22 protein-coding genes are annotated in these 22,591 nt (G+C 47.6%); 13 read left to right on the top strand and 9 right to left on the bottom strand.

Annotated elements, in window-relative coordinates; translation table 11 throughout:
• Positions 1-37: 37 nt before the first annotated feature.
• The 3 genes from F7D73_RS13825 to F7D73_RS13835 are packed head-to-tail and all read right to left on the bottom strand — an operon-like array spanning position 38 to position 2,326.
• The gene (locus tag F7D73_RS13825) at positions 38-499 is read right to left on the bottom strand and encodes a hypothetical protein (RefSeq protein ID WP_228117751.1); all 462 of its coding nucleotides are present in this window, start codon (positions 497-499) and stop codon (positions 38-40) included.
• A 7-nt stretch (positions 500-506) separates the two neighbouring features.
• Positions 507-2,114 (bottom strand): RNA-binding domain-containing protein, encoded by a 1,608-nt coding sequence (locus F7D73_RS13830; protein WP_153125602.1) that lies wholly within the window; start codon positions 2,112-2,114, stop codon positions 507-509.
• Positions 2,111-2,326, bottom strand: coding sequence for a helix-turn-helix transcriptional regulator (locus F7D73_RS13835; protein ID WP_119064809.1), 216 nt, complete (start codon positions 2,324-2,326; stop codon positions 2,111-2,113). The genes F7D73_RS13830 and F7D73_RS13835 overlap by 4 nt, the downstream gene beginning before the upstream one ends.
• A gap of 717 nt (positions 2,327-3,043) precedes the next feature.
• Here F7D73_RS13835 and recG point away from each other — a divergent pair.
• The 3 genes from recG to F7D73_RS13850 all read left to right on the top strand — a co-directional run bounded on the left by recG (position 3,044) and on the right by F7D73_RS13850 (position 6,730).
• The gene (recG, locus tag F7D73_RS13840; RefSeq protein WP_153125604.1) at positions 3,044-5,140 is read left to right on the top strand and encodes an ATP-dependent DNA helicase RecG; all 2,097 of its coding nucleotides are present in this window, start codon (positions 3,044-3,046) and stop codon (positions 5,138-5,140) included.
• Positions 5,141-5,224: 84 nt separating this feature from the next.
• On the top strand, positions 5,225-5,557 hold the full coding sequence (locus F7D73_RS13845; protein WP_153125606.1) for a hypothetical protein: 333 nt from the start codon (positions 5,225-5,227) through the stop codon (positions 5,555-5,557).
• 225 nt (positions 5,558-5,782) lie between these two features.
• Positions 5,783-6,730: a M23 family metallopeptidase gene (locus tag F7D73_RS13850; protein WP_153125608.1), complete on the top strand. Its 948-nt coding sequence runs from the start codon at positions 5,783-5,785 to the stop codon at positions 6,728-6,730.
• A gap of 155 nt (positions 6,731-6,885) precedes the next feature.
• On the opposite strand, the gene rseP is transcribed toward F7D73_RS13850, so the two are convergent.
• The 6 genes from rseP to tsaB form a co-directional block, all read right to left on the bottom strand.
• Positions 6,886-8,268: an RIP metalloprotease RseP gene (gene rseP / locus F7D73_RS13855; protein ID WP_153125610.1), complete on the bottom strand. Its 1,383-nt coding sequence runs from the start codon at positions 8,266-8,268 to the stop codon at positions 6,886-6,888.
• Between the two features lie 102 nt (positions 8,269-8,370).
• Positions 8,371-9,531 carry a 1-deoxy-D-xylulose-5-phosphate reductoisomerase gene (locus tag F7D73_RS13860; protein ID WP_153125741.1) on the bottom strand — a complete coding sequence of 387 codons (1,161 nt, stop codon included), beginning with the start codon at positions 9,529-9,531 and terminating at the stop codon, positions 8,371-8,373.
• Between the two features lie 11 nt (positions 9,532-9,542).
• A complete protein-coding gene (gene rimM / locus F7D73_RS13865) occupies positions 9,543-10,064 on the bottom strand; it encodes a ribosome maturation factor RimM (protein ID WP_153125612.1) in 522 nt (173 codons plus the stop codon).
• A 20-nt stretch (positions 10,065-10,084) separates the two neighbouring features.
• Complete coding sequence (murA, locus tag F7D73_RS13870) at positions 10,085-11,395, bottom strand: UDP-N-acetylglucosamine 1-carboxyvinyltransferase (protein ID WP_153125614.1); 1,311 nt, start codon at positions 11,393-11,395, stop codon at positions 10,085-10,087.
• 25 nt (positions 11,396-11,420) lie between these two features.
• Entirely contained in the window at positions 11,421-12,029 is a 609-nt protein-coding gene (locus F7D73_RS13875; protein WP_153125616.1) for a DUF4290 domain-containing protein, read from the bottom strand.
• A gap of 56 nt (positions 12,030-12,085) precedes the next feature.
• On the bottom strand, positions 12,086-12,778 hold the full coding sequence (gene tsaB / locus F7D73_RS13880) for a tRNA (adenosine(37)-N6)-threonylcarbamoyltransferase complex dimerization subunit type 1 TsaB (protein ID WP_153125618.1): 693 nt from the start codon (positions 12,776-12,778) through the stop codon (positions 12,086-12,088).
• 91 nt (positions 12,779-12,869) lie between these two features.
• On the opposite strand from tsaB, the gene F7D73_RS13885 reads away from it, so the two are divergent.
• The 10 genes from F7D73_RS13885 to F7D73_RS13930 all read left to right on the top strand — a co-directional run bounded on the left by F7D73_RS13885 (position 12,870) and on the right by F7D73_RS13930 (position 22,590).
• Positions 12,870-13,748, top strand: coding sequence for a YicC/YloC family endoribonuclease (locus F7D73_RS13885; protein WP_153125620.1), 879 nt, complete (start codon positions 12,870-12,872; stop codon positions 13,746-13,748).
• Positions 13,749-13,883: 135 nt separating this feature from the next.
• On the top strand, positions 13,884-14,459 hold the full coding sequence (gmk, locus tag F7D73_RS13890) for a guanylate kinase (protein ID WP_153125622.1): 576 nt from the start codon (positions 13,884-13,886) through the stop codon (positions 14,457-14,459).
• A gap of 131 nt (positions 14,460-14,590) precedes the next feature.
• Complete coding sequence (nadD, locus tag F7D73_RS13895; RefSeq protein WP_153125624.1) at positions 14,591-15,178, top strand: nicotinate (nicotinamide) nucleotide adenylyltransferase; 588 nt, start codon at positions 14,591-14,593, stop codon at positions 15,176-15,178.
• A 99-nt stretch (positions 15,179-15,277) separates the two neighbouring features.
• Complete coding sequence (locus F7D73_RS13900) at positions 15,278-17,188, top strand: phosphoethanolamine transferase (protein ID WP_153125626.1); 1,911 nt, start codon at positions 15,278-15,280, stop codon at positions 17,186-17,188.
• On the top strand, positions 17,185-18,330 hold the full coding sequence (locus F7D73_RS13905) for an acyltransferase family protein (protein ID WP_153125628.1): 1,146 nt from the start codon (positions 17,185-17,187) through the stop codon (positions 18,328-18,330). The genes F7D73_RS13900 and F7D73_RS13905 overlap by 4 nt, the downstream gene beginning before the upstream one ends.
• 138 nt (positions 18,331-18,468) lie before the next feature.
• A complete protein-coding gene (locus tag F7D73_RS13910) occupies positions 18,469-19,473 on the top strand; it encodes an acyltransferase family protein (RefSeq protein ID WP_153125630.1) in 1,005 nt (334 codons plus the stop codon).
• Between the two features lie 45 nt (positions 19,474-19,518).
• Positions 19,519-20,391: a decaprenyl-phosphate phosphoribosyltransferase gene (locus F7D73_RS13915; protein ID WP_153125743.1), complete on the top strand. Its 873-nt coding sequence runs from the start codon at positions 19,519-19,521 to the stop codon at positions 20,389-20,391.
• A gap of 30 nt (positions 20,392-20,421) precedes the next feature.
• A complete protein-coding gene (locus tag F7D73_RS13920; RefSeq protein ID WP_153125631.1) occupies positions 20,422-21,063 on the top strand; it encodes an HAD family hydrolase in 642 nt (213 codons plus the stop codon).
• Positions 21,064-21,118: 55 nt separating this feature from the next.
• Positions 21,119-22,129, top strand: coding sequence for an acyltransferase family protein (locus tag F7D73_RS13925; protein WP_153125633.1), 1,011 nt, complete (start codon positions 21,119-21,121; stop codon positions 22,127-22,129).
• Between the two features lie 20 nt (positions 22,130-22,149).
• The gene (locus F7D73_RS13930) at positions 22,150-22,590 is read left to right on the top strand and encodes a GtrA family protein (RefSeq protein ID WP_153125635.1); all 441 of its coding nucleotides are present in this window, start codon (positions 22,150-22,152) and stop codon (positions 22,588-22,590) included.
• The last annotated feature ends 1 nt before the right edge of the window (position 22,591 follow it).

The raw sequence follows: 22,591 nt of genomic DNA on the forward strand, positions 1-22,591 counted from the left end.
TTTGAGTATTAATAACTTATTTAATAATCGTCTCGTTTTAACGGGACACTAGTGATATGCAATAGAAAACACTTACGCAAAACAGAGTCAACATCAGATAAAGCCCCTCTCTGATATACAGGCTATGATGAAGACTGATACCCACGCAAAAGGCCACAATGATGGCAGCATAAATGCCACTACACATCAGTATCATCTTTCTGAGGTTAGCACGGGTGGTTTCTATGTTGTAGATTCCTATGGAGATGAGCGAGAAGCAGGGGGTATAGAGGAGGATGTTGATGACCGCCCCCAGATTATCGTGCATAGCACGGAACCCGAAAGTCATCTGCAGCACATATTGTATCGCCAGTCCTATCAGGGCAGCAACAATCATCCATCGAGAACGCTCATACCGCTTGTTCTCCCATCTTACATGCAGATGAGAGGCTGCCACGATGAAGGCATTGATGATCATGAATATGAAACATGCAAACTGAAGTAGAAATAATGAATCCATACGCTTCTTATCTTTTGTTTACTTTCTTGTATTTTTGATTACTTGCTGTAGGATTATCTGGATTAGTCATCTGCAAATATCCTGCTGCAACAAGGGATGTAATGTAACGCTCTCGGTTCTTGGTTTGATTGGATAAATCAAGGCGTTCCATGATCTCTGCGGTGGTTCGAGGAACTGAACAGAAATTGACTATATCCCTTTGCTTATTAGACAATGACACTTTTTTAGTGTCAGAGTGTCTAAGTCGAGTGTAAGAGTCTTGGACTTGGTTACTTTTTTCCTCGACTTGGTTACTCTCCTCTTCGACTTCGTTACTTTTTTGTTTGACTTGGTTACCGACTTGGTTACTTTTCCCCTCGACTTGGTTACTTTTTTTCTCGACTTCGTTACTTTCTTCTCTCCAAACCGTGATGACAAATTCCTGTGCCTTGTCATTATTCATAAACGTGACATTGATATCTTCGTCCAGTGCACGAGTGATGCCGCTACCTACACCAGTATATGGCAGCAAGTATATGGCATTGTTAAAAAGGAACATATTGCGAGGCATGGATGTTCCAGCCTTGATGTCATCAATAGTGAGTCCGTTAGGCAATGCACCTGGACTGTGAATCTCCACACGATTGTCGAAAATGAAAATGCGAACAGGGGCTTTCATATTCAACGAACGATGTACAAGGCTGTTTACTGTGAACTCAACCAAACTGGTATAAGGTATTTCCAACTTACCCATGCTGTTGAATTCATCTCCCACCTGCACATTATGCAGGTTACGAGTGAAGAAATCCATGATAGTATCATATTGGTGAAGCAGATTTCCCTCCATATCTGCATCATTCACCTTGTCACGGAACACCTTGCTGCCAACACTGTTGCCAGCAAAACAGATACACTTGGCTGTCATCATTGGCATCCAGCGTTGGGTGTATTTGCCAAACAGAAGCATGGCAGCAACGGTCAGTGTGCCATCGGGACGGATAAATCGCAGATTGCGAAGTATCTTCTCACAGTCATGTCCCTTAGCTATGGCAGAGCATATCATATCAAGTGATGCTTCATTAAAAGCGTCACCTGTCAAGCCTTTCTTCTCCAACACTCTTTCAAAACGATTGCCAAGAAACAGCTTGATAGTCGTTGCATCAAGGTCGTTGACAGTTGCATCCCTAACACCAGCCTCGTCTGGTGCAAAACTACCGCAGTCGGTCATCATTTCTGCAAGTTCTGCATTATCGAACACTTTACGCTTGTCGGCACCATTCTTCACCCATACGATTCCCTTGTTGTCATGATAAGGCTTGTTGAGTCCTTCCTTCACAGTAGCAATAACCAAGTTGCCATCCTCAACTTCAACAGTATCTATCTTTATCAGAATGGATGGCACTACGTTTTCTGAAGCAATATCACTCAATAAGTTGGTTGTTTCTTGTACCTCAGAATACGACAAGGCATTGGGTTCTCCGGTCTTATCCTTTATGCCAACTACCAATTTGCCACCATGTGAATTACTGAACGCCACTAACTCACAGGCAATATCATATTTGTCGAGAATGCGTTCCTTGAACTGCACCCCCGACACCTCGCCTGCCTTTATCTGTTTCAATATATCGTCCATCATTCTTTGATACATTCTTTGTTCAACAAATCGTTTACATCCACTTTCAGCAAATCAGAAATCCGTATTAAGGTTTCCAAGTCTGGTTGGCAAGTGTTGGTGCACCATTTAGAAATGGTTGCTTGGTCTTTGCCCAGCATTTCTGCCAGCCACTTGTTTGAGTGCCTGGTTACTGCCAACATTATCTTCAATCTGTTTACATATTTCTTTGCCATACATTATTATAAAATAGGTGAATACGCTTGCAAAAGTACGAAAATAATTTCAGAAAAAGGAACAATAGCCTCAAAATGTTTACGAAACATGCAAATAATTGAGTATTTCGCAATATTGCCCGTTTCATAAATAATCATAAAAACAAAGTAAAAAAAGGTGTTTTTTGGAAAATTAGATTTATCTTTGCATATATATTTGAAGGCGTTCTTTGCATATTGCAAAATACAGAAACGAGCAGAAGTCCGCTCGTTTCCATATTGTTACCTATATAATATAGGCAAACGCCCAACTTCTTGATTTTCAATCAAAGTCCAATTTAGAGCGAGTTATTTTTATTAACAATACCCCCCGTAAATGTTAAATCCGTTTAACAGAACTCTGCAGGGCGTTTCTTGCTTAACAATGATATTGCCGACAAGGACTCCTTCATGGACTTCTTGAACGAAATTATATAAAGTAGAAAGGAGGTTATTATGAGAACTGCTAATGAAATAGTTTCCAAACTAAAGGAGCATCAGTCTTTTTTGCATAGTTTTTAAGCAGCAAGACATACGTCTTAACTCCTTAACTTCCTTAACTCCTTTAACTTCCTGATATGCGAAAGCTCAGTTGTTTATAAGGTAAAGACGCAGAAATCCTTGTTTTGTAACGCAATTATAAAAAAAATAAGTAAAACTTTTGGCAGTCTTGGCATAAAATAGTAATTTTGCAACAATATGAGTAGTATTTTAGACCAAGACATCATGTACCTGCCAGGCGTAGGTCCCAAGAAGAAAGAGATACTGAGCAAGGAGCTCGGCATCAACTCTTACGGTGACCTGCTGGAATACTATCCATATAAATATGTAGACCGCTCCAAGGTCTACCATATCAGCGAACTCACCTCTGAGATGCCTTACGTACAGATAAAAGGAAGGATTCTGAGCTACGAAGAAATAGATACCGGCAAGCGGAACAAGATGCTGGTGGCTCATTTCTCCGACGGCTTCGGCGTGGTAGACCTCACCTGGTTCCGTGGTGCACAATACATCATGAAAACCTATAAGGTGGGCACGGAATACCTCGTCTTCGGAAAGCCTACCGTCTTCAACGGCAGATTCCAGTTTACCCATCCCGACATGGACGATGCTACCCATCTTCAGATATCAGAGATGGGCATGCAGCCCTACTATTCGCTTACCGAAAACCTCAGGAAGCGCGGCTACAGCTCACGTTCCATCGAGAAGATGAGCAAACAGCTGGTCACCATCCTTCCTCCTCTTCCCGAAACACTGCCAAGCCATATCGTAGAGCGCCTGCATCTGGTTTCGCGAGATGCTGCCATCCGCATGATTCACTATCCGCATTCCCATCAGGAGATGCAGAAGGCTCAGGTGCGCCTCAAATTCGAAGAACTCTTCTATGTGCAGCTTAATATATTAAGGTATGCCAGCGACCAGCGACACAAATACCGGGGCTATGTCTTCAACCGCATCGCCGACATCTTCAACGGCTTCTATGCCGACCATCTGCCCTTCGAACTGACGGGAGCGCAGAAACGGGTGATGCACGAAATCAGGGCCGACATGTGCAGCGGCAGACAGATGAACCGCCTCCTGCAGGGCGATGTAGGCTCGGGCAAGACGCTCGTGGCACTCATGACCATGCTCATCGCCCTGGACAACGGTTATCAGGCATGCATGATGGCACCTACCGAAATCCTTGCCGAGCAGCATCTCCAGACCATCCGCTCTTTCCTGAAGGGCATGGACATCCGGGTAGAACTGCTGACGGGCATCGTGAAAGGAAAGAAAAGAGAAAAGATTCTTGCCGACCTCTCCACCGGCGATATCCAGATTCTGGTCGGTACCCATGCCGTACTGGAAGACCCCGTGGTATTCCAGCGCCTGGGCATTGCCGTCATCGACGAGCAGCACCGCTTTGGTGTGGCACAGAGAGCGAAACTGTGGAGCAAGAGCGAGAATCCACCGCATATTCTCGTGATGACAGCCACCCCTATCCCACGCACCCTCGCCATGACTATCTATGGCGACCTGGACGTGAGCGTCATCGACGAACTGCCACCGGGCAGAAAGCCGATACAGACCCTGCATAAGTTTGATACCCAGCTCACCAGCCTCTACCAGAGCATCCGCCATCAGATTAATCTCGGCAGACAGGTATATATCGTCTTCCCGCTCATCAAGGAGAGCGAGAAGAGCGATCTGAAGAACCTGGAAGAAGGCTACGAGACGCTGAAACAGGCGTTTCCGGAATTCAAGCTGAGCAAGATTCATGGCAAGATGAAATCAGCCGAGAAGGAAGAGGAGATGGAGCTTTTCGTGAAGGGCGAGACTCAGATTCTCGTTGCCACCACCGTGATAGAGGTGGGCGTGAACGTGCCGAATGCCTCGGTGATGGTGATACTGGATGCCCAGCGCTTCGGTCTCTCCCAGCTGCATCAGCTGCGAGGCCGTGTGGGAAGAGGCTGCGACCAGAGTTACTGCATCCTCGTCACCAACTTCAAGCTTTCTGAGGAGACACGCAAGCGCATCGACATCATGTGTGATACCAACGACGGTTTCCGCATCGCCGAAGCCGATTTGAAGCTCCGTGGTCCCGGCGACCTGGAAGGTACGCAGCAGAGCGGCATGGCTTTCGACCTGAAGATAGCGAATATTGCCAGAGACGGTCAGCTGGTTCAGTTGGCACGCAATGAAGCCCAGAAAATCATCGACAACGACCCGCAATGCAATGCCCCTCAGAACGCCCTGCTCTGGAACCGCCTCAAGGAATTGAAGAAAACCCATATCAACTGGGCAGCCATCAGCTAAAGCGGCAATCAAAAAGGCGGCAATCAGCCCCCGTTCCTGGCGTTTCCATCGCCAGGCAAAAAACATTTAAAAACAAAAGCAATTATGGATAGAAGAAGAAAACCAGCCATCAGAGAACCTCGTCCGGAACTCACCATGGACAAGATGCGCGCCATCTTATCGGAATTGAAAGAAATAGAAAGCGTAACGGGCATCAGATACATTAAATTACATGTAACCGCCAAAATGATTATCGGCATCCGGGAATCATCGGGCAAGGAATTCACCATCAACCTGGATGACCTGTTCCGAGCCTATCAGGAATGCCTCAGATTTACCAGTCCGGAGGTAAAAAAGTATATTTTCATGGGACATTCCCCTGCCGTGGCATTGCTCAGAATCCTGCAAAAGCATGAAAACGAGCAGATTGACAATTAATTGCACCGAACCTTCATAACAAACGTTAAAAACTAGATTATCACGTTAAATATCGGGGAGTTGGCGTTAACAACCATTGTTTTTCGAGATATTTTTGTTATATTTGCAACGTCTATATAACAAAATCGCGGATTAGGGTACTTGCCCTAGTGGTTTTTGCAGAATTTGGATTATGGATTCTGCGCTTATTGACATGGACCTAAAAAAGAAAATAGAAAAAGTAGTATGAGTTTTAAAAAAAGAATGAAAAAAATTTCGGTCGTTGCCTTGTTGGCGTTAACAGCTGTTCCCGTTTGCGGACAGGATCTGTTAGCAAGACAAGCTCCAGTAGACCACAGAATGAAAGCGCTTGACACGCTTGCTGTCTCGCACTATCGACTAGTGGAAGATAGAGAAAATCCTGCAGCTGAACTGTACGAGGACTTCTCTAACAAGTATGCCCATAAGGCAACAAAATTGCCAGAGCACTTCCGTATCGATCTTCGTCATTTCTGCATGCCAACTCCTAGTCGCGTTGTCACAAGTAACTTCGGTTACCGTGCTAGCTTTGGCCGCCAACATAAAGGTATGGACATCAAGGTTTATATTGGCGACTCAATCCGCTCAGCCTTTTCAGGCAGAGTTCGCATCGTAAGATATGAAGGTGGTGGTTACGGTAAGTACATCGTTATTCGTCACAACAACGGCTTGGAGACTATCTACGGCCACCTCTCAAAGCAGCTCGTTACTGAGGGCGAAGAAGTAAGAGCAGGAGATGTAATCGGCTTGGGTGGTAACACCGGTCGAAGCACAGGTTCTCACCTCCATTTCGAAACACGTCTCTGTGGCGTGGCTTTGAACCCGGCACTCTTCTTCGATTTCCGCAACCAGGACGTCACTGGCGACTTCTACAGTTTCAATCGCGATACCTACGAGAGCGAATATGCAGAGGCTAACGCTGCACGCGGCAAGATTGGAAACGGTGGATATACCAGGGAGCAGGTGAACGGTGGAGAGGTTGGAAGATATACCGCCAGTCCATCAGGAGAAAAGCTCTATCACAAGGTTAAGTATGGTGAAACGCTCACGAGCATCGCTGAGAAACGTGGTGTAAGCGTAGAGCAGATTTGCCGACTCAACGGTTACAAGAAGGATAAGAAGCTGTCACCGGGACAGATTATCCGCTACTCATAATTAGGAAACAACAAGACACGAAATACGATAAATAGCAAACCTAATTTAAAATTAACAAAAACCGATTCATATAAAATGCAAACAAAAAGGTCGCTACCGTCATGGCAGCGACCTTTATCTTTTCTATATTTTATCCACCTTATTATATAAGGCATTTACATCAGGTGGAAGAATCTCAGCACATCATTCAGGTTAGCTACAACGAGCAGGAGGAGGAGAATAGCGAAACCGACATACTCGGCACGCTCCATGAACTTATCGCCCGGCTTGCGGCCTGTAATGATTTCGTAAAGGAGGAAGAACACATGTCCACCATCCAATGCCGGAATAGGAAGAATGTTCATGAACGCCAGGATAATGCTCAGGAAAGCGGTCATCATCCAGAAGGCGTGCCAATCCCACATAGAAGGGAACAAGCTGCCCAAGGCTCCGAAACCACCCAGACTCTTGGCACCTTCCTTAGTGAAGACATACTTCATATCGCCTACATAGCCCGACAATACATTCCAACCATACTTGATACCCGCAGGGAAACTCTGGAAGAAGCCGTAGCTGATATGGGTAACCTTATAATCCTGGAGAACAGGATGATTATAGAAGCCAAACTTCACACCGTTCTCGGTAGACTGCAGCATGACATTGTTCTTCAATGTATCGCCAGACGCCTTGAGATAGGTTACCTGAGCTGTCAATGCCTTCACGCTGTCCTGATGAGAAGAGGTAGAGGCGAGAACATCATTGATGCGTCCCAGCTCCAGCTGGAATTCATTGAAAGAATCCACCTTCTTGCCATTCAGAGCGAGAATCTTATCACCCTTTGCCAAACCCAGTTTGCTGGCAGGGGAATCCTTCATCACACTGTCAATCTGCAATGGCAGATAAACCTCTACGAAGCGAGGACTCTCCTTGATCATGCTGAGCATGTCGAGGTCGCCTGGCAGATTGAGACTCATCGGCTTGCCGCCTCGGATGATATCTACACGAGTGGCTGTAGAAAGATCGCGATACATGTCGCCATCAAAGGTCTTGAAAGCTCCGAATTCAGTACCCACGAGAATATCATGGTCCTGGAAACCCAATGCCTTTGCCTCGGTATTGAACTTCATTCCCTGAGTCATGTCCTTGGTAGCTACATAGTCTTCGCCCCAATGGAAAAGAATCATGGAATAGATGAAAAGAGCCAGAATGAAATTGACCAGCACACCACCAATCATAATCAGCAGGCGCTGCCATGCCGGCTTGCTGCGGAATTCGAATGGCTGCTCAGGCTGTTTCATCTGTTCGGTATCGAAACTCTCGTCTATCATACCCGAAATCTTACAATATCCTCCGAGCGGCAACCATCCCAAACCGTAAGTGGTATCCGAATTCTTTGGCTTGAACTCGAAGAGATGGAACCAAGGGTCGAAGAACAGATAGAACTTCTCTACTCTTACACCGAAGAGCTTGGAGAAGAAGAAGTGTCCGCCCTCATGGAGCAACACCAAGATGGAAAGCGACAGCATCAGCTGCAACGCTTTGATCAAAAATACTTCCATTTATTTACTTTGAACTTTGAACTTGGAACTTTGAACTTGATGATGAGTCCTATATCCTGCGTTCATTTTAATTATTAATTATTAATTCTACATTATTAATTATTATTTATGCATCAGCTCCGTTGCTATGCGGCGAGCCTCAGCATCCGTCTGCAGATAGACATCAAGATCAGGATTGCTGTCGAAGGTGGCCTTAGCCATCGTCTCCTCGATGATGTCTGCCATCTGAAGGAAACCACATTCGCCCTTGCGGAAGCCGGCATTCACAATCTCATTGGCTGCATTTACGATGCACGACATATTGCCACCCTTCCTGATGGCATCAAAGGCAAGTTGCAGGCACTTGAACTTCTTACAGTCAGGCTTGAAGAACTGCAAATCCTGCGTCTTGAAGAGGTCGAGACGATCGCCATCGAGATGCAGACGCTGAGGGAACGAGAAGGCATACTGGATAGGCAGACGCATATCAGGCACGCCCAACTGAGCCTTCACGGCTCCATCGACAAACTGAACAGCACTATGAACAACACTCTGAGGATGGATGAGAACCTCTATCTTGTCAGCCGGAACCCCAAAGAGCCATTTAGCTTCTGTCACCTCGAAACCCTTGTTCATGAGCGAAGCCGAATCGATGGTAATCTTGGCTCCCATATCCCAGGTAGGATGCTTGAGGGCATCGGCTGCAGTAACCTTCTCCAACTGCTCGTGGGTATAATTACGGAACGGACCGCCCGAACAGGTCAGGAGAATCTTCTCTACCTCGTTGTCGCCCTCGCCCACCAGACTCTGGAAGATGGCGCTGTGTTCACTGTCTACCGGAAGGATAGGCACATGATATTCCTGGGCAAGATTACAAATCAACTCACCTGCCACCACGAGGGTTTCCTTGTTGGCAAGACAAATTTTCTTACGAGCCTTGATGGCATGGATAGTCGGCTCCAAGCCGGAAAAACCAACCATGGAAGCCAGCACCATATCGATAGGCTCTGCCTGTACGATGTCGCAAAGCGCCTGGGCACCTGCATAAACCTTGATATCTGGCTCATCGCTCAGCATATCCTGCAATTCCTCGTAGTGGTTCTCATTGGCTATCACTACGGCAGCAGGGTGGAACTTATGTGCCTGTTCGGCAAGTTCCTTCACCCGGTTGTTGGCGGTAAGGCAATATACCTCGTAAAGGTCGCTGTGCTGTTCGATGACATCGAGTGCCTGCGTGCCGATACTGCCGGTAGAACCGAGAATACATATCTGTTGTTTCTTCATCATTATATCATTTACAAGTCAAGCAATCCTTCGGGGATTGCCATTCTGATTTCCTTCTTTTCAGCATTCACCTCTTCGATGAGGTCGTTGCTGGCAGGGATGAGAATGTCATCACCTTCAGGAGTCGTCACTTCGAAAAGGAGGTTGAGGGTGGAATCATCAACACGCTCCAGAGTACCTACCAACTTTCCGCTTACGGCATCTACCAGCTGAAAACCGATGATTTCTGCCCAGGTCATGTTCTCACCATCGCTATCCGAAAGGTGGCGTGGAAAGAAGACCTCGCGACCGGTATAGTTGCGAGCCTGCTCCTGGGTATCGATATCCTCAAATTTCACGAGTACATTCTCATCATTCTTGAAACGATACTCCTCTAAATAGAAAGGTACGAGGATGCCGTCGATGTCGAGCACCAGATACTCGGCATCCACACGGTCGAAAACATCATCGGTAATGGCAAAGGTTATCTCGCCCTTCACCCCATGAGGCTTTCCCAACTTACCTATCTTATATACTTCGTCACGTCTTATCATATTACTTGGAACTTTGAATATTAATCGCTGACACGGGTAATCTTGGCACCCAGCGCATTGAGGCGATGCTCGATATCCTCGTAACCACGGTCTATCTGAGCAATATTCTCGATACGGCTGGTACCGTTGGCACTCATGGCAGCAATCAGCAGGGCGATACCGGCACGGATATCCGGACTCGTCATCCTGCCAGCACGCAACTTGATTTTATGGTCATGACCTACCACCACGGCACGATGAGGATCGCAGAGGATAATCTGTGCACCCATATCTATCAGCTTATCAACAAAGAAGAGACGACTCTCGAACATCTTCTGATGGAAAAGCACACTGCCACGAGCCTGGGTAGCCACCACGAGGAGCACCGAAAGAAGGTCTGGTGTAAGTCCAGGCCATGGAGCATCGGCAAGCGTCATGATGGTACCGTCGATAAACGAATCAATCACATAATGCTTCTGCTCCGGAATGACAAGATCATCGCCCTCTACCTTGATCTTCACACCGAGACGGCGGAAAGAATCAGGAATGATACCGAGATCCTTGACCGAAACGTCCTTGATGCGGACACCGGCACCACACATGGCAGCCATTCCGATAAACGAACCCACCTCGATCATATCGGGCAGGATGCGATGGCTGGCACCATGCAGCTTCTTGACGCCCACAATGGTAATCAGATTGCTGGCAATGCCACTGATCTGTGCTCCCATCGCATTGAGCAGATGGCAGAGCTGTTGGATATAAGGTTCGCAAGCCGCATTGTAAATGGTGGTGGTTCCCTCAGCCAGGACGGAAGCCATGATGATATTGGCTGTACCCGTCACGGAAGCCTCATCAAGCAACATATAGCAGCCCTTGAGCTTCTTTGCCTGAATCTGATACACATTGCGCTCCTCGTCATGGACGAAGGTTGCACCCAGATACTTGAAACCCAGGAAATGGGTATCGAGACGGCGACGACCAATCTTGTCGCCACCCGGCTTGGCAATGGTAGCCTTGCCGCATCTTCCGAGCAGCGGACCAAACATAAGCACACTGCCGCGGAGCGAAGAGCATTTCTTCACAAACTCCAGACTTTCGAGATAGTCCAGATTCAGTTCGTCACTCTGGAAGGTATAGTCGTGACGGTTATGCTGAGTAACCTTCACACCTATTTCCTTGAGCAACTTGATGAGGTTGTTCACATCCAATATGTCCGGCACATTATTAATGCGCACAGGCTCATCGGTAAGGATGGTGGTACAGATTACCTCCAGCGCCTCGTTCTTGGCGCCCTGGGGATAGATGGTACCCTGGAGCGGATGTCCGCCCTCTATAATGAAAGACTCCATAGAATTCTATTTAATAATGTGTTACTTATTTTCTCTTTTTACCGTTATTATTATTGTTATTATTGTAAGGCACATCACGGATAGGAGCAAACTTAAAGGTGCCCAGATCCAGCTGTATCTTACCATGAGTATAGCGGGCAAGGTCAGAAGCCACCTTCTCCTCATCAGCCGAGCCATGACTCCACTGCATCAGGTCGCGACGCATCTGATTGGCTGTCAATTCTACAAGCGCATCACGCTCTGCTCCCGGCTCCATATGCTCGAGTTGTTCAAACACACCGAACATCATGGCTCCATAATGGCGCACAGGAATGCGCTTCATCGGATAGTCCATTGGCTCTGGCTTCTTGGCAATCTGAGCAGCATGAGCTATATCGTAAGGATAGTCGATATCCAGCTGGAATCCGCTCATGATGGCAAGATGATCCCAGAACTTACGGTCTTTCTCTGCCTGCGTCATTCCCTCTGGGAACATACGTTTCATGATACTGATGATGGACTCAGCGCAACGCTGGCGCTCATTGCGGTCAGTGAGCGTCAGACAGTGATCCACCATCTTCTGGATTTCGCGGCCATATTCTGGCAGCACGAGTTTCTCCCGCTGTGTATTGTAATCTAATCCTTGTATATTCATATTCTTCTTCATCTAATTATTTTAATATAGTCAATGCGCTCATGGATGAGAGCCGCTTAAATTAATTTCTTCGGCATCTTGGCTACGAAGTCCTTGAGATAGAAAGGCACGAAATAGGCAACATCCTCAAACTTGCCTTCTACAAATCGCTTCTCGGCAAGCGGAGCCATGTTCTTTGCCAATGGTTCAATGCCCTCTACGAGGTGAGCGTTAGGATGATTGATGGTCTCCATACACTTGGCAGCACCATTGCCGAAGAAATACACATGATGCTGATCAAGGTATTCCTTGTAAGTATCAGCATCCACAATATCAGCCTGGATAGGGCGAACCACCTTCAAGGCGCGGTCGAGCACTTCGGCATATACCTCCATGCGACGGGCGTCGAGCATAGGTACGATGAGGGCGTCTTCATCTTCAGGATGTTCGCCTAGCAATACAGGCACAGCCATCAGTTCAAGGGTTGGAACTGCTATCAACTTCACGCCACGGCCATAGCAGATGCCCTTCGCCATACTCACGCCGATACGCAATCCGGTATAGGAGCCTGGACCACAACTTACAGCCACAGCCTCTAATGGAAGACCATGAGAATCGAGGAAATCCAAAGCCTCATCAACATACACACCCAACTTAACTGCATGGTTAGGACCTGAGTGATCTTCCTTGTTGAAAATCACCTGTCCACTATCACTAATTGCCACTGAGCACACGTCCGTACTCGTCTCAATATTCAAAATACACGACATAATTAAAAAATATATTCTTAAATAAGTTGCAAATATACGCATTTTCTCGCTTTTTTTTGTACTTTTGCAGAAATTTAACGCGAAAGATTATATGATACAGTCAATGACAGGCTTCGGAAAAGCTACCGCGGCCTACAAAACAAAGAAGATTAATGTAGAGATAAAGTCATTAAACAGCAAGACGCTTGACCTCTCTACACGTATAGCTCCGCTCTACAGAGAGAAGGAGATGGAAATTCGTCAGTACATCGCTAAGTCATTGGAAAGAGGCAAGATAGACTTCTCTATCTGGATAGAGAAGGACGCATCTACCGACGCCACACCTATCAACGGTGCGCTTGTACAGAATTATTACCAGCAGATCAAGAAAATATCGGAAGAAACCGGTATTCCTGAGCCAACTGACTGGTACAACTGTCTGTTGCGTCTTCCTGATGTAACAACGAAGACAGAAGTCGAAGAATTGACAGAAGAGGAATGGGAGGTTGCCAAAAATGCAATTTGCGAGGCTGTGACCCATCTTCAGGACTTCCGCAAGCAGGAAGGAGCCGCTCTTCAGAAGAAATTTACCGAGAAAGTGGATAACATCCAGGCTCTCCTGGCTAGCATCGAACCATACGAGAAGGCTCGCGTGGAGAAGATCAGACAGAACATCGTTACCGGCTTGCAGCAGATTCCGAATGTGGATTATGACAAGAACCGACTGGAGCAGGAGCTTATCTACTATATCGAGAAGCTCGACATCAGCGAGGAAAAGCAGCGTCTTGCCAACCACCTGAAGTATTTCCGTGAGACCATGAACGAGGAAGGTCATGGCGTAGGAAAGAAACTCGGTTTCATCGCACAGGAAATGGGACGCGAAATCAACACTACCGGCTCCAAGAGCAACCAGGCAGAAATGCAGAACATCGTGGTGAAGATGAAGGACGAGCTGGAGCAAATCAAGGAACAGGTGCTGAATGCTCTCTAAAGAGAAAAGCTCTCCCCCCAAAAAAGAAAAGCTCTCCCCAAAAAGACCCCCCAAAAAAGAGCCCCCAAAAAGAGCCCCCGTTCCAGGCGATTCCATCGCCTGGCAAAAGAATGGCATATAAAAGAAAAAGGAACAATGAAGAACGGATTATTAATTTTCAGTGCCCCATCGGGCAGTGGTAAGAGTACCATCGTCAACTGGTTGATGAAAGAACACCCAGAGTTGAAGTTGGCTTTCTCCATCAGTTGTACCTCTCGTGCTCCTCGTGGCACAGAGCAGAATGGTGTTGAATATTTCTTCCTCTCTCCTGAGGAGTTTAAGGCTAAGATAGAAGCTGATGAATTCCTGGAATACGAGGAGGTTTACCAGGACAGATTCTATGGCACCTTGAAGTCGCAGGTGGAAAACCAGCTTGCCAAGGGCGAGTCGGTAATCTTCGACGTTGACGTTAAAGGCGGTGTGAACATCAAGAATTTCTATGGCGACCGTGCCCTGAGCATCTTCGTACAGCCACCTTCGGTTGAGGAATTGCGCCGCCGCCTGGTGGGTCGTAATACTGATGCCCCAGAGGTTATCGAACAGCGCCTTGCCAAAGCCAGCTATGAGCTGACCTTCGCTCCTCAGTTCGACCACGTCGTTGTCAACGATGACCTGGAGAAGGCTCAGCAGGAAGTTTATCAGCTCGTAAAAGCCTTTTTAGACGCAGAATAGCTAAAGCATAAGCAAAGAATAGTTAAAGCGAAGCCCGCTATCAGAAAGCAAAGCCCCCGTTCCAGGCGATTCCATCGCCTGTCCAAAAGGCAAATACAGCTCGCTTTGCTAATCATAAAGTTCAAAGTTCAATGTTCAAAGTTCAAAGTAAGAAAGTAGGAATCTTTGGCGGTAGCTTCAACCCCATCCATACCGGCCATATCGCATTGGCGAAAAGCCTGTGCGAGAAGGCGGGACTGGATGAGGTATGGTTTATGGTATCGCCTATGAACCCCTTTAAAAAGACGGCAACCGACTTACTCGATGACCATCTGCGACTGGAAATGGTAGAGAAGGCACTTGAGAAGGAGCCTCAGCTCAAGGCATGCGACTACGAGTTTCGCCTGCCCAAGCCATCCTATACCTGGCACACGCTTCAAGCCATCAGCCAGGAATTCACAGACATCGAGTTTACGCTGCTGATAGGTGGGGACAACTGGGCTGCCTTCGACAAGTGGTATCATCACGAAGATATCCTTGCCCACTACCCCATCGTTGTCTATCCCCGTCAGGGAAGCAGCGTGGGCGAAGTGCCGGAAGGCGTAACAATAGTAGAAACTCCATTGCTCAACATCAGCAGTACCGAGATACGGCAGCGCATCAAAGAAGGAAAGAGTATCAAGGGAATGGTACCGGAGAGCATCGAAGAACTGGTAAAAAGAAACTATAACGCCCGATAAAAAATAACATCCGGGTGTTTGGAAACTTCTGCCTTTTAAAAGCATATAACGTTTGCTTCAAAAAACTGTTTACAACATTTTAAACAACAATAGAAAGATATGAGTTGGAAAGAAATCATCAAGAAGTGTCTTAGTGTGGCATCTGCTCCTATTCGCAGAAATGCCAACTTCTTCGTGTTCATGTACTTATTGGGCACGATCAGTTCACTGGTGACCATACCGAAATATGGCTCATTGTACGACAATCTGTTCCTGGAACTCTTTGTCGACCTCTACCTCCTGTGTGCCATTCTTGCTATCTTCCCCAAGAAGGTACGCTTCTGTCTACGTATCGTGCTATACATTATATTATATAGCACCGCAGCCGCAGACACCTATTGTTTTGTGAATTTCGGCTCTACACTCAATCCTTCCATGCTGATGCTGGTGGGCGAAACCAACAGTGCAGAGGCAAGCAGCTTCCTCTCGGCACTCATCTCTGCCGAAGTACTCTTCAGCAGTGTAGGCTGGATTCTGCTCCTGGCTCTGATTCAGATACTCATCGCCATCTTCCGCAAGCAACTCATCAAATTTTACGTCTTCCTGATTACCTGTCTGGAATTGGCTTCCTGGAAAAAACGAATCAAGTCGGTTCCACGCATCACCGCAGCCATGCCGGCAAGTTTCGGAATCCTCTGTATCGCTGTTTTCATCACTGGCTTGTGCACTTCCTGGCACAACAAGACGGCTTTCCACAAGCTGATGTCGGGCAAAACCATCGGAGAGGTGGAGCACACCCTGACAGAGAAAGACCATGCCGTGCTCTATCTACCTATCTACCGACTCGACTTCAGTATCTATGCCAATCAGCTGGCAGCACACCAGATCACCCAGCTTATCCGTGCCGCACATACCGTAAAGGTGGACAGCTGCAGCTATCGCTCACCTAACATCGTACTCATCATCGGCGAAAGCTACGGCAGACATCACTCGCAGCAATACGGCTATTTCATGGAGACGACTCCTAGACAGAGTGCACTGGAAAAGAGCCGGAAACTCACCAAATTCACAGATGTAGTAACCTGCTGGAACCTGACCAGTTTCGTATTCAAGAACATGCTCTCCACCCATGTGATAGGCGAGAAAGGAGAATGGTGCGACTATCCGCTCTTCCCGGAAGTGTTCAGAAAGGCTGGCTACAACGTTACCTTTATCACCAACGAATTCCTGCCGCAGGCTAAAGAAGCCGTCTATGACTTCAGCGGTGGTTTCTTCCTGAACAATCCAGAACTGAGCAAGCTGCAGTTTGACCATCGCAATACCCAGTTGCACGATCTTGACGACGGATTACTGAAAGACTATGACGACAGTCTGAAGACATTCCAAAAGGAGCACAACCTCACCATCTTCCACCTGATGGGACAGCACGTGAACTACAAGCTGCGCTACCGCAAGGAACAAGCCAAGTTCTGGGCAAGCAGCTACGAGGAAAAGCGACCAGAGCTGACCACGGCACAGCGCAAGATGCTGAGCCATTACGACAATGCTACCCTCTACAACGACTCTATCGTGGCGCAGATCGTGAAACGATTCCAGAAGGAGGATGCCGTTGTCATCTATGTGCCAGACCATGGCGAGGAATGCTATGAGGAGGACCGCGGCTTTATCTGCCGTAACCATTCAGCCAACATCGACTGGCCGCTGGCCCACTACGAATTCGAAATTCCTTTCTGGATATACTGTTCACCGAAGTATATCAGGAACCACCGCGACATCTACCGTCAGATACGCAAGGCAAAGGACAAGAGATTCATGACCGATGCCCTGCCTCACCTATTATTATATCTGGCTGGCATCGAGACGCCTACCTACAAGGAGGAATATAATATCCTGAGTCCGAAATACAACGAGATGCGACCACGTATCCTCAAGAATTCAGCCGACTACGACCAGCTGCGCGACGAGCATCTGGAAAAGGTAGAAAAGGAAAAAAGTAAAAAGGAAAAAAGCAAGAAAGGAGATAAGAAATGAAACAGTCGATATTAACAAGAGAAGCCTGCAATGCACTGAGAGGACTTGCCATCATCGGCATCTTCCTGCACAATTACTGTCATTGGCTAGGTCCCATCGTCAAGGAGAACGAATATCAGTATATCCAGCACAACGTAGACTGGCTGGCACAGGTTATCGTCAATCCCGACTTTAACCTGCCTATCCACCTGCTCTCGTTCTTCGGTCATTACGGAGTGCCGATATTTCTCTTCCTAAGTGCCTACGGACTGGTAATGAAATATGAGGCAAACCCCCACCTCTCAGCAGAACAGGAAGCACAGATATATCATATCTCTGGTGAGAAATCGGCTTGGCGCATCAACTGGCGCGAGCCGCTGCGCTTCGTGCGCTATCATTATCTGAAACTCTTCAAGATGATGATAACCGGTTTCGCAGCATTCACCATGCTCGACCTCATCACGCCGGGCTCTCACCACTATGCTGCACTCGACATCGTGGCAATGCTGGGCATGTTCAACAATGTATTGCCAAACCCGGACAACATCATCTGGCCAGGTCCATACTGGTTCTTCGGACTGATGCTGCAGCTCTATATCGTATACCGCCTCTTCATCTATCGCCGTCACTGGGGATGGACGGTGGCGCTGATGGCAATCTGCATCGGCATCCAGCTAGCCTTGGGATTCGACAATCCGGAGAGCGAGGCGATGAACCGCTACCGCTACAACTTCATGGGAGGCATGCTGCCATTCGGACTCGGCATCCTCTATGCCCGTTATGGCGAGAAGATATTGATGACTTTCCATTCACCAGTCACCAATTTCTTTGGCATCGTCTTCTGCATCTCGCTCATCTACAGTCTGAGCGGAAGCATGCTGGGCTGGACCTTCGTTCCCTTCTTCATCTGTCTGCTGAGCGTACTGCTTGCTGAACTTCTGCAGGACATCAACTGGCTGAAGGGCACTTACAAGGTATTGGCATGGATGGGCAGCATCTCAGGTGCTCTCTTCGTCATTCATCCGGTAGCCCGCAAGCTCTTCATCCCTATCAGTCGCCGTGGCGACATCTATGCCGGTCTGCTGCTCTACATCATAGCCAGCGTTTGTCTGGCATGGCTGTTTACCCAACTGATGAAGAAGATTCCAAATCCAAAGTATTGAGAGTGAAGAACGAAGAGTGAAGAGTGAAGAATTCAATAGCTATTGAAACTCACCCTTCGTTTTTCACCTCCATAACAAAAAACAAACAAGAAGACAAGAGAATTCTTCACTCTTCGTTCTTCACTCTTCACTTAGCTTATGAAGATTAAAGATATAGAACTGGCAAATATCAGCCGATTTCGTGGCGAACTGATGGGAGCAGCCATGCTGTTCATCATCCTGTTCCATGTAGCACTACCTAGAGAGGATGCCTTTTTCGGGCTTCGCAGAATGGGCAATGTGGGAGTAGATATGTTCTTATTCCTCAGCGGAATAGGACTGTGGTTCTCGTGGACGAAGAATCCTTCTGCCAAGCATTTCTTCATCCGCCGCTATCTGCGCATCTACCCAACCTGGCTCATCATCGCCTGCCTCTTCTATATCCCAGGATTCCAGGGAGGCAGTGCATGGAACTGGATCAATCTCTTTGGCGAGATAACCATCAACTGGGGGTTCTGGCTGCACGATGAACTCAACTTCTGGTACATCCCAGCCACGATGATGCTCTATCTCTTTGCCCCTGCCTATATGGAACTCATCAAGCGCCACCCTATTTACCGGTGGTTGCCGGTGGTAATGATCATGTGGTGCATCCTGGTACAATATGTCACCCCGATACATCAGGCTGTGGGACATCTGGAGATATTCTGGAGCCGCGTGCCTATCTTCTTCATCGGCATCAATATGGGTGAGATGGTAAGACAGAAGCAGACACTCGACGGAGCCTCGATATGGATGATATGGCTGATGTTCCTGATGACGCTGCTGGCGAGCATCTTCCTGGAACAGGAGAAACATGGCATGTTCCCGCTCTTCCTGGAGCGAATGCTCTATATCCCGCTCACCATCACGAGTATCCTGCTGCTCAACCGCATCTTCCGCCGTACGCCCCACTGGTTCAACCGTGGTTTCATGCTGGTAGGAGCACTGAGTCTGGAATGTTATCTCATCCACATCCACTTCGTACTCAAATATATAGAGCCTCTTCATCTGGGCTATTGGCCAACCTTCCTTGCCTGCATCGCCATCACCCTGCCTGCAGCATGGATATTGAGCAAGATAGCAGGATGGATTTCTAAAGAATTAGCTAAGATTATCAAGTAAAAAGGAGTTTTTATGAACGAGAATAAAATGAAAGACAGCAAAGGAATGGCTGCCTTAATGCGACTGATTCGCCCTAAACAATGGATCAAGAACGGATTCATCTTCGTGCCGCTGTTCTTTGGCGGTGCCCTGTTCCATATCGATGCTTTGCTGGCTGGACTGATTACCTTCTTTGCCTACAGTTTTGCTGCATCGAGCATCTATTGCTTCAACGACATCTTTGATGTAGAGGCCGACCGCCGTCACCCCGTAAAATGTCACCGCCCGATTGCATCAGGAGCGGTAAGCATCAGGCAGGCATACGGTCTGATGTTTCTCATGCTGGCACTCTCCATGGGTACATGCTGTCTGCTGGAATCATGGGAAACCATGGGCATCATCGCCTTCTATTGGCTCTTAAACCTCTGCTACTGCGCCAAGCTCAAGCAGTATGCCATCATCGACGTATGTATCGTAGCCTTCGGTTTCGTACTCCGCCTGTTGGCAGGTGGTGTGGCTACCCATATCATGCTGAGTAAGTGGATTGTGCTGATGACCTTCCTCATCACCCTCTTCATGAGTTTTGCCAAGCGCCGCGACGATGTATTGCGCATGGAAAAGACGGGCGAGGCTCCCCGCAAGAACACCAGCCGCTATAACCTCACCTTCATCAACCAGGCTATTACCATTACCGCCTCGGTTACCCTGGTATGCTACATCATGTATACGGTGAGTCCGGAGGTTATCGAAAACTTCCATACCGATTATCTCTATCTTACCAGTGTATTCGTATTGGTGGGTTTGCTGAGATACATCCAGATAGCAGTGGTAGACCAGAAGAGCGGCGACCCTACGAAGATTATCCTGCGCGACAGGATTACCCAGTTTATCGTCCTTGCCTGGCTGCTCTCCTTCCTCATCCTTATCTATATCGTATAAGAAAGAGTTAATCCAAAAGAAGAACAAGAAATGAAGAAGAAAATATACTGTTTCGATTTCGACGGAACGCTGACAACGAGCGATACCTTGCTGGAATTCATCAAGTATGCCAAGGGAACCAGCCGTTTCCTGATGGTTTTTCTGATGTACAGTCCGCTCCTGGTGCTGATGAAACTGCATCTCTTTCCCAACTGGAAGGCAAAGCAACTCATCTTTGCTCACCTCTTTGCCGGCATGCGCATCGAGAAGTTTGATGCGCTCTGCCGTGGGTTTGCAGAAGAAAGCCAGCATCTGCTTCGTCCTAAGGGCATCACCCTGGTGCATGAAGCATTGGTAGCTGGGACTCAGGTCTTCATCGTAAGTGCCAGTATCGACAACTGGGTGCGCCCCTTCTTTGAGATTCGGAATCTGACAGGCATCCAGGTGCTTGGTACACAGATAGAAGTTGTGGATGGCAAACTGACGGGCCGCTTCAAGAGCAACAACTGTTATGGAGCAGAAAAAGTATGCCGAATCACGGAAGCCCTTTCTTCATCACAAACAGCAGATACCGGTGACAAGACATTTCTCGACCGTTCTCTCTATGAGATAGAAGCCTTCGGCGACAGCCGTGGCGATAAGGAGATGCTTGCCTTCGCAGACCAGGGGCACTACAAGCCTTTCAGAGAATAATCATTTTAGAAAGATAAGTCAAGGATATAGAAACATATAAATCAGAAGGAACCAGATGAAAAGAAATACCGATCTCGATTTCATTCGAGCCATCCTCATTGTCCTCATGATATTGATTCATATCGTGAGCTTCGGCAACGCATATCCCCAGCTGAAGGCAGGCATCCTGTCATTCATGATGCCTACCTTCCTCATCATCACGGGCTATCTCGTGAACATCGAGAAGACCGGAAGACAGATGGGAAACTATCTGAAATGCCTCGCCCTGCCCTATGTCATCATGGTGACAGGATTCTCGGTCCTCTCCTATTATATGCCGGTGAGAGATGGTATCACTGAGCTCTCCCTCTCCCAGATAGGCGAGAAAATCTTCATTACTTCCATCGGTCCCTATTGGTTTATCCAGACCATGATTATCTGCGGAACGCTCTATTACTTCTGCTTCCGTGGAAGGAATTGGAATGATTTACGCAAGAATTATACGAAAAGAGATACCTATGCCAGCCTTTTCGTCTTCGCAGTTACGCTGCTTCTGATATCAGAGACTCCAGCCCTATCGGCAAGTGCAGCTGCCTATTACTTCATCGGCGTGGTCATCCGACAGAGCAAAACGGAGTGGAACAAGCTGTTCCGCCACGAGTTCTTCGCCATCATCCTGTGGATTTATCTGCTCAACCACGATGACTGGTACGACTGGGGGAGTCTGGCTATCGTCTTTTCCTGCTGGTGCTGCATCAGCACCCTGCTGTTCCTGCAACACCTGCTCGATGCTCCCGAACGCTTCAAGGATTTCAGTCCAATGATAGGAAAAGCGGCAAAGGTGACCAACAGAATCAAGGACACCTTATTATATATAGGTCGCAACACGCTGCCTATCTACCTCTTCCACCCCATCTTTACGATGGCTGCGAAGTTCTACCATCCCCTCTTCAGCTGGGATCCGAGCGAGATTTCGTTTGCTCTCTTCACCGTGATACTCGCCATCCTGGGAAGTATCGCCATCGCCAGAATCATGGAAAAGACCAAGCTGGCTTACCTCTTCGGAAAGGGAAAGATATTAAGATAATTCAATAAAAGAATAGAACCATGAATATCAAGAAAAAAATAAACGATATGGATGATGCCAAGCGGGAAAAGCTGGGCGAAGTAGTGCGCTTTGGCATTGTGGGCGGACTAGCCACCATACTGCAATACGTCATCTACCTTGCCATGATGCCAGCCCTGGCTCATTTCATTCCGCAGATAGGCGACCATACCCTGGCAACTACCGCCAATACCATCGCCTACCTGGTGAGTTTCATCTTCAACTTCATCGCGAGCACGCGCTATACCTTCAAGGTGAAAGCGAATGCCAAGCGGGGAGCAGGATTCACCTTGTCGCACATCGTCAACTATTCGATGCAGACCCTCTGCCTGAATGTCTTCGTAGGGCTGGGACTCGCCAAACAATGGGCAATGATTCCTACGCTCTGCATCTGCATCCCAGTCAACTTCCTCCTGGTGAGGTTCTTTCTCAAAAAGAAATAGA

This window comes from Segatella copri (assembly GCF_009494395.1).
Classification (GTDB): Bacteria; Bacteroidota; Bacteroidia; order Bacteroidales; family Bacteroidaceae; genus Prevotella.